Below are 19,746 nucleotides of genomic sequence, written 5' to 3'. Positions count from 1 at the left end.
TGCTAAATCTCCCTCCGTCGGCGTTCTTTTTTCTCTACTTTTACTGATGACAGTGCATGCTGCTGAACTGGGATGACTTCTCTCATAAGCTTTCCATCGCCCCGAAGTATGTTGCTAATCTCGGTTTCCTCTGTTCTGAAAAACTCAATGGCAAACGGAACAGATTCATGAATAAGCTGAACAATCTCGCCGTTGATCACATCAAATGTGGTCCTAAAAGCTTCGTGACGCTGAATAAGCGCTTGGAAGGCTCCCTCAAGTCTGGCCATGTCCAGTTCTCCTTCCAGCATCATGGCACCCGGCAGATTGTAGCTTAGATCCTCTGGATTCAGCTCGTGCATCATAAATAGACGCATTTGAGCAGACGAGGCCGGATAATGGGCGTTTGGAGTCGCAGCAGGGATCAAGGAACGGACTGTCGCTTCATCCTCGTGATGACACTCAACTCTTCTGGAGCTTATGTGATCTGAAAGTTGTCGAATAGTCGGAGCTGCAAAAAGTTCCTTTAAAGTAATCTCGATGGCCAACATTTGACGCACACGCAAAATGAACTGGTAAGCGAGCAATGAATCTCCGCCAAACTCAAAGAAATGATCATCTATACCTACTGCGCCTGTTTTGAAAATGTCCGCCCACAACAGGAGCAGTTGCTGTTCCATTTCGTTGCGGGGCGGTGTATGTTCTTTGCCGGAAGGCAACTCTACCCCCAAGGTATTTAACGCCTTACGGTCCAGCTTTCCGCTTGAACCTAGAGGCATCGTCTCAACCTTCACAAAACGTAAAGGAATCATATATTCCGGCAATTGTTCCAGCAAAAATGCCCGCAGTTCTCGAACTGTACAGTCGGTTTGCACAACCAGATAAGCGCACAAATACTTATTGCCCTGCTCATCTGTCAAATCAAGTACAGCCGCCTGCTGAATGTCGTTATTTTGCAAGAGAGCTGTTTCAATTTCACCCGTCTCAATCCGGTAGCCCCCGATTTTCACCATTTGATCCGACCGTCCCAAGTAAACAATCTCGCCGCTAGGCAGCATCCGGGCAAGATCGCCTGTCCGATAGATTCGTTCACCTGGTACAAAAGGATTGGGGATAAAACGCTCTGCCGTAAGTCCATCCAGATGTACATACCCGCGTGCCAGATGGCACCCTCCCAGACAAAGCTCTCCTACCTGCCCCAAACCAACCAACGCCAGCTCCTGATTTAAAATATACGCCCGGGTGTTGCCCACAGGCCGCCCGATCGGAATCGGACCTTCGGAAGATACAGACGTACACGTATAGGCTGTTGCAAACACACTGGCTTCCGTAGGCCCATACAGATTAAGTAATCTCGCTTCCGGGAACTTCAGATTAAAACTTCGCACCTGCTCCTGGCCTATCTGTTCGCCACCCGACATGACCCAACGCAAAGTGGCTGCTTGGATCGTATCCTCGACTGAAAGCTCTGACAAAAACATTTGCAGCACGGTAGGAATGAAGAAAGCCACTGTAACCTGATGCCTGTGAATGGTATCCAGCATTTGACGGGTATCCGTTTCTGCACCTGCCTCCAATAACACCAATCTTCCTCCGCCCATGAACCAGCTGAAAAGCTCGACGATGGAACCATCAAAGGTATAGGATGCTTTTTGCAGCACCGTGTCCTGCTCCCTTAAACCAAGCTGTTGTGCCAGCCATACCACTCGCGCACTAAAGGCGTGATGCTCCACCATCACCCCTTTGGGCTGCCCGGTTGAGCCGGAGGTGAAGATGACATAAGCCAGATGATCAGGCTGGATGACAAGCTCTGGATTGCCTCGTTCTTGCTGATCCTGACACAGTAAATCAACGTCGATGACCTGCTGGATTCCTTCATCTATCCAGTTGGCATGGCATTGCTGATGGGTCAGTATCCAATCGGCCTCAGCGTCTGCCAGGATGTAGCGAATCCGTTCCTTTGGATCGGCTGGATGAATGGGGAGGTACGCCGCCCCTGCTTTTAACACGCCCAATAAAGCAACAATCATTTCCAGTGAGCGTCCCATGACAATAGCTACTACTTGCTCCGGCCGGGTACCGGAGTCCAGTAGGCTATGTGCGACCAGATTCGCCCGTCGATTCACTTCTCCGTAGCTGATCTCCTGTTGACCGGAAATGAGAGCGATCTGCTCAGGGTTTCGGCTTGCTTGATCCTCGAAATATTGATGTAACAGCTTTACGGACCCCGAATCCATGTCTGTCTGATTGAAATCATGGACGAGTGTCTTCCATTCCGCCTCGTTCACCGATTCCGAAGCTGCTACGGCAAGCTCACTCACCCAGTCCTCTTCCTTATGGACGCTTGCTGACTCAAGTACTTCCCCTCTGACCCGCTGATTCGGGTCAACAGCCACCTCTTCTATCCGAAGCTCTCCAATCTTTTGCTGTGGATTGACAAGGACAGTTTGTAAGATTTGAAGGAATTCCCGGCCCAAGCGTTCCACCGTCTCCCCGGTAAAGAGATCTACATCGTATTGAAAGATACATTCGATATGCTCGTCGGTCATGGCTGCGGTAAATGTTAAATCGAATTGTGCTCCTGTATACTCCGCTTCATCACATGGAGTCAGTTTCAGGCCGGGTAATTCTACGATGGTACGGGAAGACTCGTTCAATAATGCAAACATGGTATCGAACAGCGGATTGCGGCTTGTTTTGCCAGCCAAATTCAACTTCTCAACCAGTTGCTCAAACGGATAGTCCTGATGCTCAAAAGCCTGGAGAGAGCGTTCCTTTACCTGCATTAAAAATTCGTGCACTGTTATGTCCTTCTTCGGCGTGTTGCGAAGGGCCAACGTATTGACGAACATGCCGACAAGAGGACTCAGGCTCGCATGAGTTCTGCCGGATACCGGAATGCCGACGATAATATCTTCCTGCCCACTGGCTTTGGCCAGCAATAGGTTATAGGCCGCCAATAGAACCATAAATACCGTGACATTTTGTTGCAGGGCAAAGCGTTTTAACTTCCACGTCCATTCCCGATCCAGCTCAAAATGAACAGCTTGCCCTTCACCTCTTCTCACATCGGGGCGTGAATAATCCGTAGGCAATTCCAGCTCTGCAATTTCCCCTTGAAAAAGCTCCAGCCAAAACTGCTCCTGCTGACGGAATTCCACACTGTTCAAAAACTCACGCTGCCACACGGCATAGTCTTTATACTGGATCGTCAATTCCGGTAAGTTCATGCCCCCGTATAAACGAGCAAATTCCTCGACGATTATCTCTTGGGAAAGACCGTCCGTAATAATATGATGCATATCAATGAACAGCAAATGACGGTTGGCAGGCTGATGAATAACCTGAACGCGGAACAATGGCTTTTGCCGGAGATTAAAGGGCTTGATTAATCCGCCCTGTTCCACTAATACACCACGTTCACGGCCCGATTGAATTTCTTCTATCCATGTCGCTAACCCTTGAACCGTACCTGCCCGGAAGAAGTCGCGTAATGTCAGATTTACATTCCATTCCTTGTTAATAAGGTAGACCAGCTTGGTTGCCAGCAAGGATTGTCCACCTAGCAGGAAGAAGTCATCCTGTGTGCCAATCTGCTCCCGATGCAGAATTTCCGACCAAAGCTCAACCAGGCGCTCTTCCAGGGGTGAAGCTGGCTGCACATAGGCCGTACCGACCTTGATACTTTCATTAACCTGCGGTAAAGCATGACGGTCGATTTTTCCGTGATGTGTTAACGGGATCACATCGACTCGAACAAAGTAAGACGGAATCATATATTCAGGTAAGGTTACCGATAGATGGGTCTTCAGTTCTGCCACCGACAATTCCTGATCTGTAACGATATAGGCGCATAGCTCATGCATACCAGGCTGGACTTCCTGAACCAACACAACTCCATCCTGTATATGTGGGTGCTGGAGCAACGATTTTTCAATCTCGCCCGGCTCGATGCGGTAACCCCGCACTTTAACCTGCTGATCGACTCTTCCTAAAAATTGAATTTGCCCATCTTCGAGGTATCTGCCCAGATCACCCGTTTTGTACATCCGCTCACCCGGTATCCACGGATTTGCTACAAACTGCTGCTGCGTCAGTTCGGGGCGGTTCATATAGCCGCGTGCAACGCCCCAGCCTGAAATGCATATTTCACCGGGTACCCCGATAGGCATAACATCCGTACCACTGCGATTCATGATGTATACCTCAGCATTGGCTACAGGTCGTCCGACAGGCAATGGATGAACAGCTGGAATATCCGGCACACAATAATAGGTAGCACAGACGGTCGCTTCTGTCGGTCCGTACGTATTGTAGACCTTTGCCGAGCGCAACAACTGGGTGACATATTCACTTTTCAACACATCCCCCCCGCTAATATAAGTGCGAATATGCGGGAAAGGGGGCAGTTGATTCAGCTCATTTAAAATATACGGCGAGGCGCTAACCACGGTCACTTGTTGCTGGCGAATGAATTGGTTCAGCAATTGGATGTCCTTCAGATCATCCCGTGAAACCATAGCCAGCGTTCCCCCTGCTGCCAATGTAGGGTAGATTTCCTCTACGGAAGCATCAAAGGTAATGGCTGCCTGCTGGAGCACTACGTCCTCAGCCGTTAGATGGAACTCATGCTGGAAAGCCGTGATGTAATTCGTTACATTTCTATGCTCAACCATGACTCCTTTGGGCTTACCGGATGATCCTGACGTGTACAAAATATAAGCCAAATGGTGAGGTGCCAGAGGCTCCTTGCCCGCAAGTGCAAAAGCTACATGATCAGCATCTCCGCTGTACAAAGCCGGATCACTTACATCCATGACAGACCCTGTAAAGCGAAGCGTGTCAATGCTGACGGTACCCGCAGATGTTAGGAGCAGAGACACGCCGCTGTCCTCCAACATGTAGGCCACCCGCTCCGTCGGATGTTCAGGGTCCATAGGGACATAGGCTGCTCCTGCTTTGAGTACGGCAAGCATGCTGGTCAGCATATCCAGCGAACGGGGAACCAGGATGCCGACAGCTTGGTCCGGTACCAAATGATAAGTTAGCAAGTGCCGGGCAAGCTGATTAGCTCTGATATTCAATTGGCTGTAAGTCAGCGAATGCTCTCCGTAGACGGCAGCAATCCGCTCAGGATGCTGTTCGGCCTGCTCTTCAAACCACTGGTGAACCAGCTTTTCCTGTGGGTAATTCACCCGGGTTTCGTTCCACTCATACAGGGTTCGCTGCTGTTCTTCCGCCTGATTCATGGAAATAAGGCCAATCGGCCGCGAAGCATCCGCACAAACTTCTTGTAAAAGATTCTTGTAATAACTCGCAAGTCGACGTATGGTCTCTCCCTTAAATAGTTGGGTCGCATACTCAAAGTGAAAACGCAGCTTGCCTTCATTTTCAACCCATATGACTGTCAGATCGACTTGGACAGCCTCCATCTTAGCTTCCAACGGAGTAAAGCGAAGCCCATTGATGCTCATCGGCTCCCCCCTAAAGTTCTGGGAAATAAACTGAACATCAAAAAGTGGGTTCCGGCTCCGGTCTCTCGGTACGTCAAGCTGATTCAGCAGCATTTCAAAGGGATAATCCTCATGCTTATAGGCTTCAAGCGCGTGCTTCTTAACCTCCTGCAAATATGCTGCGAAAGGCTTATCTTCAGCTGGCGCTGTTCGTAGGGCCAGCGTATTGATGAACAACCCAATCATGCGCTGGACCTCTTCCGACTGACGACCTGCGCTTGGAATGCCAATAATGATATCTTCCTGATTCGCATATTTGGCCAATAAAGTACTATAGACAGCGTACAGAAGCATAAAGAGCGTAACCCCATGCTGTACCGCTGTTTTTTTAGCCAAAGCTGTTAATTCCTCATTCAGATCAAATGTATAGACATCCCCGGCATTGCTCATTTGTGCTGCCCGCGGCTCATCTGTAGGCAAATCAAGTACAGGTAGCGTCCCCTTAAATACGTCCAGCCAGTATGCCTCCTGCTTTTTCATTTCGGCACTGTCCAGACGCTGATTTTGCCACAATGTAAAATCGGCATATTGCATAGGCAGTTCCGGTAGATCCTGTCCAGAATAGCCCTGTATCATTTCACTTAATAAAATACCAATTGAGGCTCCATCGGCTGCAATATGGTCAACATCGCACAGAAAGAGGTGGGAATCATCCTTCAGCCGGATCAGCTTCGCCTTTAACAGCGGCGCACGATTCAGGTCAAAGGGACGGATAAATTCATCCACATACGCTTCCAGCTCGCGCCCGTCCCCTTCGCTATATTCCAGCGAAAAATCTACCTCCGGGTACACTCTCTGTACCAGTTCGTTATCCCGCAACTCAAAAGCGGTGCGCAAGGAGCTATGACGACGAATCACCGCATATATGGCTTCCTCCAACCGATGATGATCCAGATTACCGGTGATGGTCATCGCACTGCATAGATTATTCAAGGTGCTATGTCCTGCCATTTGACGCATCATATAAAATCGACGCTGCGTCGAGGAAGCTGGGTACACCTCACGTTGTTCCACCGGATGAATGATCAGATTTTTGTCAGCTGATTGGGGTGCAGGCAGCTCCGTTTCCGTCTTAAGAGGCTGCTTCGCTTCTCCATCCGTATACAGGGCTAATTCGCTGACCGTAATATAGTTGAAGATATCGCTCATATCCACTTTTTTGGACAAGCTTTGATTCATCTGCCCCACCATTTTACTAGCAATCAGGGAGTCTCCTCCCAACTCATAAAAACTGTCATAGATGTTCAGCTCATCAAGCCCCAACACTTCCGCCCATATGCTTGCGATTACCTTTTCCGATGAGCTATATTCTCCTGCCGTTCGACCACGCAGCTGTACAGGACGTCGCACAGCAGCGGATGACGTGACCGTATGGTCATGCAGAAGCCGACGATGACGGTCCAGAATAGTCCGCATTTCATGAGAAAATCCGAAAGGGATGGCAGCGGAATCCAGCGCGGCCACCTGAGCGTAATTCAAGCCACCCACAATGACACGCGGAACGGGATGAAGCAATAATTGTTCAAGAGCGGCCAGTCCCTCTTGTGTGGACAGAGCCTGAAATAAGCTCTCCTGGAAATCAACCTCATGCTCAAAAGCCATCCCAACTTCCTGCCAAGGAGCCCAGTTGATGGCAAGCGTACGTCGGCCGGAGTGATTCCGCCACTCGGCAAAGGCATCCAGATAGGCGTTGGCCGCCGTGTAGTCGCTTTGGCCTGGTCCACCCATCAGTGAAGTCACAGATGAAAAAAGAATAAAAAAGTCCAGTGTATCCGCAGCGGTGATTCGGTCAAGCACATGTGTGCCTGTTACCTTCGGAGCCAGTACCTCGGTAAAGCGGTCCTGGCTCTTGAGAGCTATAAAACCGTCTCCAGCCACACCCGCAGCATGGATGATACCGTGAATAGCCCCATACTTGTGGCGAAGTTCATTCAAGGCTTGCTTCATAGCGGTCTCGTCAGCTACATCGATAGCATAATATTCTACCTGCGCTCCCTGCTGCTCCAATTCCAGCAAGGCGGTAACCGTATTCAGCATCCTTGTATTCATATCTGGCTTTAAGTTCTGTCTTACGTCACGGCTTCCGTTCGAATCAGCGTTTGCAATGGCCTCCCATTGCTCCTTGGGTGGCAAGGGCTTGCGACCTATCAATCCCAGTCTGACCTGACCTTTAGAAGCAAGCCATTTACCAATTGCCAATCCCAGCCCGCCAGTACCACCAGTTATGACATAGGTTCCCTGCGGTCTGATCGTAATCGGGTCAGCTTCGCTTTCCGTCAGATCCACAGGTTCAATCTGCTCTACATAACGTTCGCCGTTACGCCAAGCGACCAGAAATGTATCATCATCGTGCCGTAGGGAATGAATGAGTTCTGAAGGCTGGGTGCTTGTATCTATATCGAGGCAACGGCAGCTCAAATCAGGGTATTCCTGACCGATGACCCGGGCCAGCCCAAACAAGCCCGCATGTTCTGGTTTTAATTCATTTTCCAATTCATTCACTTTATAAGCCTGCTCAGCGATCACTGTCAGTTCCTTAACAGCTGACTTGGTCTCTGCGATTGCCTTAGCCAGATGAAATAGCTGAACCATAGACTGCCCGTTCCAGAGGTATATCAGTTTCTTAGCATTCTGACATCGCATCTCTGTCAACAAGCGTCTATGATCTTCCTCGGAACCAGTAGAGAAGTAAGCATGGTCTGACATTTTAGCAAAGGTGACTCCCCGCTTCACTTCAACCACATCATACCCTTCGTGCACCAACTGTCCACGCAGCGTTACACCGATCGGACGGTTATCTGTGAATAATAAAATCGTTTCCAGCGGTGTGGATAACACTGAATCATTTGCGGACCGGGTTACTGCATCTTCTTCATACTCGGAGGGTGCTTGTTCTTGCTTTTTCCATACAATCTGATGATATTTATGATGTTCTGTATAGCGGGTTCGTTTAAGATCCGCCTCGTGTACACGTTTGACTGCATAATCTTCAATTTCTACCAGTACCTGACCTTCGGCACCCAGAATGAGCACATCTACCGTTAAAATTTCCCCACTTTCCCTGACCTTGCTTTTTTTGCGCAGATAGCTGTAGCAAAGCCGTGGAAGGGCGTCGTAAATGCGCAGCTTGTGATATGAAAATGGCAGGAACAGGCCATTTCCTAAACTCTGGCTTGCTACCCCAACTGCCACATCCAACAAAGCGGGATGCAGCACGTATTGACTTACATCCATATGATAGGCTGCGGGCAGCTCCAGCTTAGCCAACACTTGATCTGTTCCAATTGCAATCGTCCGTAGCGTCTCCCACCGCGGCCCGAATGAAAATGCAGCAGCAGCTTCGGCATGATTCTCACCGACTACTACTTCCTGATCGTTGCATTCAGCCCGAATATCGCCCAGACTCATAACAGGATGGGCAGCCTTTACAAACACCGCGCACCCCTGTGCATGCCTTACCCAATTCTGCTCCCACGGCTGAACTGAGGGTCCCCCCGTCCGGCTTAATACCTTAAACGAAAACGTCTCACCCTCCCGTTGCAAAATGGTGTGTACTTCTCTATCTTCTCCTTCATCCACGATGAGTGGAGAAATAAACTGGATATCATATAGCTCCAGCACCTTGCCTGGACGCTTGTATTTTTCCAATCCTGCCCTAACCATTTCCAGATAAGTGGTTCCTGGTACAATACAGTTTTCCATAATCTTATGCTCGCTTAGTACCCAATGACGCCCAACAGAGAAACGGGTCAGGTAAATATCCTGATCCTCGGTTTCTGCCAAACAATAGTCCAAAAGCGGATGTGTTGTTTCCATCTCTGTGAAATCTCGAACTTGGGAAGCCTGAGAAACGACTTCTACCTTCTCCTCTACCTCTATCCAGCATCGCTTAGGCTCAAAAGGATAGGTGGGAATGCTTCGTCTGCGGCACGCTTTGCCTTCATACAAGCTCCCCCATTCCACATCTGCTCCCTCAACATACATACGGCACAGGGAATCCAGCGTATCGAACTCGAATGAAAGCTGGGTCAGTTTCTCTTTGGCTGATGCTGTCAGTCTTCTGGACTCCTCCAGCGTAAGTTCTCCTGCTTCTTTTTCCTTCTGTGCAGATACAACCTTATGACGTCCAAAATACACACCCGGTATGAACTCTTTTTGTTGCGCTTGTCCGCTGAAGCCTGAGGTCTGAATTTGAGTCAGCTTTGCTCCTAGATCATCCCAATCCCGGCACAGAATCGCCAAACGATAGCTATATTGCCCCCGTCCGGTATTAGCGGTATAACAAAGATCGCGCAACGGGTAGGCTTTAGGTTGCGTAACGTATTGCTGATATTGCTTCACATAGGCTGCTAGCACTGTTTCATTTTTGGCGGATAACGTAAAAAGCTGAACCGTTTCCGGGGTTTCCTGCTCCAATTGCCCCCCGTCCTGCGTTTCAGCCCACACCGGGGCCTCTTCCAGAACGACATGGCAGTTCGTACCGCTGAGCCCGAAGGAACTGACTCCGCAGCGTCGCGGAAAATCCTCCTTGGGCCAAGGCTGCAGCTTGTCATTCACATATACAGGCGAATCAATAAAGCTAATATCCGGGTTCGGGTAGGTAAAATGTAGGCTCGCCGGAATTTCTGCATGCTCCAAAGCGAGCACTGCCTTTAAAAAGCCCGTGATTCCCGCACTGTTATCCAGGTGACCTACATTGGTTTTGATCGAGCCTATGGCACAAAATTGATTCCGGTCGGTATACTGCCGAAAGGCTCTCCGTATACCATCAATCTCCACTGGATCACCCAGCTTGGTGCCTGTCCCATGAGCTTCAATATATGTAATGGTATCCGGGTCAATCCCAGCATCCTTCCAGGCCCGTACAATAACATCCTCTCCTGCCAGCGAATTGGGAGCCGTAATCCCGGCTGAAGTCCCGTCATTGTTCACAGCACTGCCTTTAATGACAGCATAAATATGGTCCTGATCCTGAATGGCCCGCTTCAAGGGTTTGAGCAGAACAGCGGCTACACCTTCTCCTCCACCTGTGCCATCCGAAACGCTATCGAACGTTCTCGTCCGGTCATCCGAGGAGCCTACACCCAGCCCCCCGCCCTTTCCCTCTTTTATAGGTACGAGTGTGACCTTCACCCCGCCGGCAATCGCCGTATCGCAATCGCCGTGCCGCAAATCCCGGCAGGCCAGGTGAATGGCCACCAAAGATGAAGAACATGCGGTATCCACCAACAGACTGGGCCCTTTTAAATCCAGCAGATAGGCGATCCGACTGGCAATCATGGAATGAATATTACCTGGAATCGCTGAAGAAGCTGATGAAGGAGCCATTTCTGCTATAAACCGCTTGTACTCCTCACCAAAATCACTGCTGTAGCCGACATAGACTCCTGTCCGACTACCAGAAAGCTTTTTACCACCGTACCCCGCATCTTCAACCGCCGCCCAGGCAGACTCCAAAAACAGTCGCTGGTTTGGGTCCATCAATCGCGCTTCAGCCGGAGAAAGTTGAAAAAAGGGATAGTCGAACTTATCAATTTCTTCTAGAAATCCACCTTCATTTAATGCCGTTTGTTCATTCAACAGCCCGGCTTGGAAGAGGCTCTCCAGCTCCCTTTTTCGTCGGGCAGGAAAAGGGCGTATGGCGTCCTGCCCCGCCCGCAGAAGATCCCAAAACTGAGCCGCATTTTCACTTTCGGCAATTTTACAGCTAATCCCGATGACTGCAATATCCGAATCTCGCAGCTCATTAACCGCGATCGGACCCGCGTCCTGAAAATCCTGTTCATTGAATTGAAGAGCCGCCAGATTGAATCCTGTTTTTGTCATCATCGTACTCCCTTCCGTTCCTCGTGTTCGCTGCGATTAGCTGACCTGAAACGCGGGAAATAATTCGCGTGTATGCGTATTGCTGAAAATCTGCTCAAACCGTTCAGCCCGTAGTTCCGTTGGTGTTAATTTGGTTGCAAAAATGGACTTTAGCTTGTCCAGAGCTTGCTGCATTTGTTCCAACGTTGGTTCTGTTCCGGTTGTGATCAATTGTTCGCGCAGGTTTTGCAATTCTTTGTATGGAACGACTACACCCTGCTCATACTCATCGTTATTCCAGTTCCGGTTCTGGGTTGAAACCGCAATCGCAATACAGGAGGTCACCAGACCCAAACCATCTGGTTTGCTCTCGATATCAGCATTCCGCAGCAATTCCAGAGTGGAGGGATGCTCAAAAGCAAAGGAATGAGCCGTAGAGGTGATACCTGTCATTAAATTTCTTAATACGGTTTTGGGGCCGATTTCTATAAAATGATTCACACCCTGATTCAGCATGTATTGAACGCTTCTGTGCCATTGCACAGGCCGTGCCATCTGGGACGTCAGGTTAGATAGGATATAACGACGATCCGCATAGGGTGTCGCTGTAACATTAGAGAGCACAGGCCATTGAAAACGGCCATAATCATATCTCTCCAGCTCCTCCCGAAATTTGCCCGCAGCGCTCCGCATTAAATTCGTATGGAACGGAAAGCCCACCTTGAGGCGAATCGTCTTGATTCCTCTACGATTCAGTTCCTCTTCTGCCTTCTCCAGTGCAGGAGTATGACCCGAAATGACGAGCTGCTCAGAGGAATTATAATTCGCAATGCCGACCGATACGCCGGCTGTCGAGGCTTGCTGGCACACCTCATCCACCTCACGCTCATGACTCCCGACTACCGCCAGCATCGCCCCTGTACCTGGAGCAACAGCTTCCTGCATCAGAATGCCCCGCTGACGTACTATTTTCACCGCATCCGAAAAAGCAAGCGCCCCTGTACTGACCAATGCCGAGAATTCTCCCAGACTGTGACCCGCTACCAGAGATGGAGCAAGCTTCAATTCCTGCATCAGTACACGAAAAGCTGCGATGCTCACGGTCAAAATGGCAGGCTGGGCATTAGCGGTCAGAGTCAGCTCATCCATGGAACCTGTGAAACAAAGCATCTTTAGATCAAACCCCAGCGCATCCTCGGCCTCTTCAAAGGTTTCTCTTGCTACTGAATATTCATCGTATAAGCTTTGACCCATGCCTACATATTGAGAGCCTTGCCCCGGGAATAAAAATCCTAATTTTTTCATCGTTCCATCCTCCTTATAGTAGGTCTGCAATCTTGTGCAGTACGTGGACATAGGCCTTCATCATCTGTTCCGCCCAAGTCTTCCTCAGTTTTCCAGCTTGATATTCGCATAGGAACCGTACCTGCTCCGCGCGCACATTCATATGAAGCACCCAGTCAAATTGTCGGGTCACCTCATGTTCCGTCGGCGTATGATTCAAAAACACACAAGGGAGAAAAGCAGACGGATTGGCGTTTCCTGTCCCATTTGGCAACATAACTGGGATCGGGTAAAGGTCGGTCTCTTTCGCTTTTTGGCGATGACCAGCAACCTCTAGGCACAGAACGCTAAAATCATCATTTTCCGTCAATCGTACACGTAGCGGATACAAGCTCTCCCCTGTCAGTTGTGATGCGAGGAAAGAGGACTGTCCATGGTGTATGAACTGTTTATGTGGTAATGGGTGTCCTTCACCGATGAGCAATACCAGTTCGGACTGACCTGTCATTTGTGACAAAACATACGTATAAACGGCTAGTAACAAGTCTGTTAGGGCAAAATCCTGACTCCAAACTGCTTTCTGTAACGTGGTCAGCAGGTCCGCAGGTAAGGTGAAGGTGAACGTAGCCTGCCCTTCGGCTCCTCCATCTGTCCGCATCGCCTCATTCCACGGAATAAAAGATAACGATTCAGCCAAGTAAAGACGCCAGTATTGCTCCTGACGCTCATATCGTTCCTGTTCCGCATCCGTCCATGCTTTTTCTCCTTGCTGCTCCAGAAAACCGGAAAGTCTCGCAATCGTCGGATAGGCAAAGCAGTCTGCAACGCTGATTTTCCCTGGAAAGATTTGCTGAAGACGAACATTCATTTGAATGAGCAGAACCGAATTGCCCCCCAGCTCAAAGAAATTATCGTGAATGCCAAGCTCACTTCTGTGCAATACCTCTTCCCAAATTTGGCTGACCTGCATTTCCACCTCTGTAGCAGGTGCTGTATACTCCACTCCAAGAAGAGGACGGCTATGATCCGGCTTGGGCAGCATTCGACGGTTTACTTTTCCGTTCGGCGTTAAGGGCATCTCCGACAAGGTAATAAAATGCGAGGGAACCATATATTCTGGCAGTCGGGCAAGCAAATGATTACGTAGCTCACTCACTGATAAAGTCTGCTGGCCTACCCAATAGGCGCAAAGGGAGTGGTTCTCCTGTTCATCTGATCGGTCCTGTACCACCACAGCTTCCCGAATGGAAGGATGATCCAGCAGCGCCTGTTCAATTTCCCCCAGCTCCACCCGATAGCCACGGACCTTGATCTGATCATCCATCCGGCCCAACACTTCAATCTCGCCGTTATGCAGCCACCGCGCCAAATCTCCGGTCTTAAACATTCGCTCACCGGACCGGAACGGATTGGCTTTGAACTTCTCGAATGTTAGCTCGGGGCGCTTGTCATAACCGGATGCAAGTCCCTTGCCTCCAATCCAGAGATCACCCGCTACAAGATCCGGTACAGGCTGGAGCTGCCCATCCAGAATATATACTTGTGTATTCGCTATCGGCGTACCCACTGTCACCCGCTCGTGCTGGGTAAGCTCCTGCACAGTTGACCAGACTGTAGTTTCGGTTGGGCCGTACATGTTAAAAATGCGCGCAGTGGTCATCTCCTGCGTCTGACGAAGCAATGGCTCTGGTAAAGCCTCGCCTCCCACCATCACGACCTGCAACGTGCGCATACTCTCTTTTGCTTCCGGGTGCATAAGCAAAAGCTGAAGCCGCGAGGGTGTCATTTGCAGCAAGTGCGGACCTGTTCGGCGAATCGCCTCCAACAGCAGTTCAGCATTCGCCTGCTCTTCTCTCGTAGATAACACTACCCGTAGCCCCTTCGCCAAAGGCAGTAGCGTTTCCAATACAAAAATATCAAATGCAGCAGTAGTTACTGAGAAGAAGGTTTGACCTTCAGGAAACGGTATTCGCTCGGTAATCCCGTAGATCAGGTTCACAATGGCTTCCTGACGGATCATCACGCCTTTCGGATTTCCGGTCGAGCCTGAGGTGAAAATCATATACGCCAAATCATGGGGTCCCGGCTGTGTAATCTCCAGCCTTTTTCCATCCTGACGGTGTATACTCTCGTCATTCAACGAAATGACTTCGCCTCTAAAATCCAGTCCATCCAGCAGTGTGTCCCGACTAATAAGCCATTGCGCTTCACTCTCTTCCAGCATGTAGGAAATACGCGCCGCAGGATAGTCGGGGTCGATCGGCAAATAGGCAGCACCTGTCTTTAAAATGCCGAGCATCGCCGTCAGCAAATCTACCGACCGTTCCAGCAGCAAGGCAACCACCGTATTCACGTCCGCTCCTTTGCTGCGCAATGTTCTCGCCACCCGATTGGACAGGACATCCAGCTCGCCATAGGTCAAACGCCGGCTCCCACATTCTACCGCTATGGCGTCCGGCATCCGTGCAGCCTGTTCTTCGAACAGGTGATGCATCAGCTTGTCAGCCGGAAGCGCAAGCTCAGTCGCATTGCGGGCGACAAGAATGCGTGATTGCTCCGCAGGAGTCAGCAGGCTGTAGACATACATAGGGCGGTCTGGCTGTGAAGCCAGTTGGGCCACCAGCTCTATGAAATGCTGCGCCATCTGGCGAACCGTGTGCTCGCGGAACAGTTCCGCGCTGTATTCAAAGGTACAATGCAGCCCATTACGGCGATTATCACCTACACCTTTAGCAGTCGGCATCTCAACCACGGTCAGCATCAAATCAAATGAAGCAAAAGGGCTTTCCAACGGATAAGGCTTCACCTGTAAACCCGGCACTTCCCTGCTGCCATCCATAAAATTTTGCAGCCGAAACATCGTGTCAAACAGCGGATTACGACTCAAATCCCGCTGGAGATGCAAGCGATTGACGAGCATATCAAAGGGGTAATCCTGATGCTCAAACGCATTCAACGCATTGTCTTTGACCTCGTCCAGAAACTGTCGGAAGGTCTTCTCCTGTACGGGAGCATTTCGTAACGTAAGTGTATTTACGAACATACCGAGCATCCGCTCCAGCTGAACATGCGATCTTCCGGCTACTGGCGTACCCACCACGATGTCCTCCTGCCCACTGTAGCGTGACAAGAATACATTGTATGCCGCCAGCAAAACCATGAATAACGTGGCACCACTCTCCGTTGCCAGCTTCCGCAAACTTGTTGCACAGTCTGACGACAGACTAAATTCCAGCGAGCCCCCGGCAAAGCTGCGTTGTCTTGGTCTTGGATAATCTCCCGGCAGATTCAGAAGCGGAATTTCCTTTCCAGTGTGCTGTTCGTGGAACATCTTCAGCCAGAACGCTTCCTGTTCTTTCAGATGTTCCCCGCTGAGCTGTGTATGCTGCCAGGCGGCAAAGTCTTTATACTGAATGTGCGGTTTTTCCAGAGCGCTTCCTTCCATCAGGGAGATAAACTCATCAATAAGCACTGTCGCAGAAATTCCATCAAAAATAATATGATGCACATCCAGCAGTAGAACATGGTTCTGCTCCGCTAATCGAACCAGCATTACTCGTAAAAGCGGGGGTTGTTGCAAATCAAAAGGACGCAAAAATGATTGCTGAATCTGCGGCATATCGGCCGCCGTCCCTTCGGTATATTCCATTTTCCAATCCACATCCAAATGAATCTGCTGTACTACCTCATCCTCCAGCAGGGTAAAGCCCGTTCGAAATACTTCATGCCGGAGCAGTAATGTTCGAAACAGATGTTCAAGCTGCTCTCGTTGGATACTGCCTTCCAAATGCCAGGCAGTGAACACGTGATTGCTCAGACTTTCTCCTTCCAATTGATGCAAAACAAATAATCGTCTTTGAGCGGCGGAAACTGGGTAATACTCCTGCTCAGGCAACGGTTCGATAGAAGCTGCATGAACAGAGGTCTTTTGACGAAGCAAATCTGCTAGCTCACGAATGGTTTGATGATCAAAAAGTTCTTTGAACGTCACTTTCACCTGCAAGCGCTCCTGAATCCGGTAAATCATTTTTGCCATCTTGAGTGAATGTCCACCCAACGCAAAAAAGGGGTCCTGTACACCCACTTGCGCTATATCCAAAATTTCTGCCCAAATAGTGGACAGCTCTTGCTCCATACCGTCCCTTGGAGGTACATATTCTGTTCCTACAAGACTTCTTCCCTCAGGTTTTGGCATATGTTTACGGTCGATTTTACCGTGTGGGGTCAAAGGCATGGCTTCAAGCGGGACCAACAGGCCGGGAACCATATAGTCGGGAAGCCGTTCTTTTAGATGTTCGCGTACCCCTTCTGACGTCATTTCCAGCGACTGCAATGTGTAATAGCCGATCAGCCCGGTTAATCCCGTTTCCTCCACATGTGCAATCACCGCTGCCTCACGAATAGATGGAAGGCTGACCAGCGCCTGCTCAACTTCCTTCATTTCGACGCGAAATCCCCGCACCTGAACCTGATCGTCCTTTCGACCAAGATACTGAAATTGCCCGTCCGGGGTCTGACAGCCTAAGTCTCCCGTTCGATAAAGCCTTTCTCCGGTCAACGGATGCGTAGTGAAGGCTTTGGCTGTCAAATCCGGCTTGGCCCAATATCCGCTCGCCAGTCCTGTCCCGCCGATACAAATCTCGCCTTGCACTTGGAATCCGGCAAGCTGTCCATCCTGATCCAGCACATACACATGAGTATTCGCAATCGGCAGCCCCAGAGGAATACGTAATGTTCCCGCATCCGGCTTGTGCTGAATGATATGCTGGGTCGCATAGATGGCCGATTCGGTCATGCCGTATAGATTGGCGATTTTCGCTGTGCGAAAAAGAGTGTACCATTCCTGCACGATATTCACCGGAAGCGCTTCGCCCCCGTTAAAAATCCACTTTAGATCAGGCAATGGATGAGATTCCCCCGCATTTCGTACAGCACTTAGGAAAACATTCATGAGCGCAGGAACAAATTGAGTAACCGTCACTTTTTCCCGCTTCATAAATGGGTATAGCTGTGCAGGGTCTTTGACGATATCCGCAGGTACAATCGTTAATTTGGCTCCCTCCATCAGCGGCCAGAACCATTCCCACACCGAGTCTGTAAAGCTGGTAGACGTCTTCTGCGCGATGACATCGTCTGCTCCCAGAGCAAAGGTATCCTGCAACCAAAATAACGTATTCAGCACAGCCTTATGGGTCATCATCACCCCTTTGGGCTGTCCCGTGGAGCCAGATGTGTACATGATATACGCCAGGTCTTTTTCATTGGGAATATTTTGCAGACTCAGCTCATCCGTAGACATCCCTTGTGCTTTGACAGGAATAAAATAAGACTCATCCCCTCGCATCTCCCGCAGTCTAACGATCCACTCCGACTCTCCCCATACCGTTTCATCCAGACAAATGACAGTTTCAATACAGTCTGGCAAATGATCTAACGTCCGCCCGAAATAACGTAAATTCGTAACAAGCACGCGGCACGAACTGTCGTCAAGCATATACTTGATTCGGGATTGCGGATACTCAGGATCAATCGGTACATAGGCACCACCAGCCTTCATAATCCCTAAAATAGCGGTAAGCAATGGGACATCCCTATCCCCCATAATGGCAACCAGCGAGTTCGAACGAACTCCATAACGACTGAAAAGCTGTCCCAATTGGTTGGAGCGAAGGTGCAGCTCCTTATAGGTGACAGCCATGTCGCCGTCCAGAACCCCCACTGCATTAGGGGTACGGAGCGTCTGCTCCTGAATACGGGACGTAATCGTGACTCCAGCCGGATAAGCCTTCTGCGTATCATTAACGCGATGGATGACCGCCCGTTCCTCTGCCCCCATGTAATCCATTTTCCACACAGGCTGCTCCGGGTCCTGAATGGCACCCGCAATAATGTTACGGAAATACGCTCCGATCCTGGACATCGTTGAGGCTGTAAACAAATCTGTTCCATAGCTAAGCGATATGACCAATTCGTCATTTACGGATTCCACGATTATGGTCAAGTCAAACTCGTTCGCGTCAGCACCATTTCCCAGCTTGATTCTTTCCATCGGGATTCCCCCGAAGTTCTCCTCATTTTTGGAGCCAGCTGCAAAATTAATCAGAACGTCAAACAGCGGGGCACGATTTAGGCGGCGCGGACGGTTCAATACCTGCAATAGCTTGTCAAAAGGATAGTCCTGATGGGCGTATGCTCCTGCGCACTCATCTTTAACTTGTTGTAACAATCGTGAAAAAGAAATGTCTCGGGAAAGTCGATTCCGCAGCACGAGAGTATTCACAAAAAAACCCATCAGGTTTCGAACCTGCTTTTGATTCCGTCCCGCCACAGGAGTACCAATAATAATGTCCTCTTGCTGAGTAAGCCGGGCTAATAACACATTCAGACTGGCAACGATCGACATGAACATGGTGGTTCCGTACGTGCGGTTCAACCGCTCCAAGCCCGCGCATAATTCCGCATTCAGAATGACCTTTTCCACCGCCGCCGGAGCATTTCGGATGGTCGGACGCGGAAAATCCAAAGGCAATTGAAGACTTGGCAATTCACCATCCAATCGGGATTTCCAGTATTGCTCCTGCGAGCTTAGTTTTCCAGTAAGCACCTGCTGATTTTGCCAATGTGCATAATCAATATATTGGATCGGCAATTCTGGCAAATGGGGGCTTGTTCCTTGCTCCAACGCCTGATAAATATGGAACAGTTCTTGAAAAAACAGATCCATAGACCAACCATCTTCAATGATGTGGTGCATACAAATATGAAAAACATAGTCGTTTGCCGCCAGCATGTAGATCTGTGCCCGCCATAATGGACTCTGTTCCAGATCAAAAGGCTGATTCATCACAGTCTGTATTTCTTTTTGTACCTCTGCCCACGCTGTTTCTTCCCCTGTATCCGATACATCCACAACAGGCACGTTTAAGGTCAATTGCTCCAGCACCACTTGCTTCGGTACACCTTCGACCACCGTGAACACTGTACGAAGGATAAAATGTCTTTCAACGATGGTATGGAGGGCCTGCTGTAAATACGCGGTATTCACAGCTTGTCTGATTCGAACGGCTACCGACTGATTTAAGGCGCTGCTCTGAGCGTCCAGCTGGGACTGAACCCAGAACCGTTTCTGCCCATGAGACAGATCATAGGTCTGCTTCTCTCCCAT

3 protein-coding genes are annotated in these 19,746 nt (G+C 49.8%); all 3 read right to left on the bottom strand.

Going from position 1 to position 19,746, the window contains the following annotated elements:
* Positions 1-2: 2 nt before the first annotated feature.
* The 3 genes from KAI36_RS05860 to KAI36_RS05850 are packed head-to-tail and all read right to left on the bottom strand — an operon-like array spanning position 3 to position 19,746.
* On the bottom strand, positions 3-11,321 hold the full coding sequence (locus tag KAI36_RS05860; protein WP_258382257.1) for a hybrid non-ribosomal peptide synthetase/type I polyketide synthase: 11,319 nt from the start codon (positions 11,319-11,321) through the stop codon (positions 3-5).
* A gap of 33 nt (positions 11,322-11,354) precedes the next feature.
* The gene (fabD, locus tag KAI36_RS05855) at positions 11,355-12,602 is read right to left on the bottom strand and encodes an ACP S-malonyltransferase (protein ID WP_220027233.1); all 1,248 of its coding nucleotides are present in this window, start codon (positions 12,600-12,602) and stop codon (positions 11,355-11,357) included.
* A gap of 13 nt (positions 12,603-12,615) precedes the next feature.
* Entirely contained in the window at positions 12,616-19,746 is a 7,131-nt protein-coding gene (locus KAI36_RS05850) for a non-ribosomal peptide synthetase (protein WP_220027232.1), read from the bottom strand.

Source organism: Paenibacillus sp. S02, assembly GCF_019454065.1.
Classification (GTDB): Bacteria; Bacillota; Bacilli; order Paenibacillales; family Paenibacillaceae; genus Paenibacillus; species Paenibacillus polymyxa_B.
This window is presented reverse-complemented; position numbering and strand designations above follow the sequence as displayed.

Bases quoted from the DNA above. Each gene is read 5' to 3' on its own strand.
- KAI36_RS05850 (WP_220027232.1), bottom strand. From the start codon at position 19,746: ATGGGAGAGAAGCAGACCTATGATCTGTCTCATGGGCAGAAACGGTTC.
- KAI36_RS05860 (WP_258382257.1), bottom strand. From the start codon at position 11,321: ATGATGACAAAAACAGGATTCAATCTGGCGGCTCTTCAATTCAATGAA.
- fabD (WP_220027233.1), bottom strand. From the start codon at position 12,602: ATGAAAAAATTAGGATTTTTATTCCCGGGGCAAGGCTCTCAATATGTA.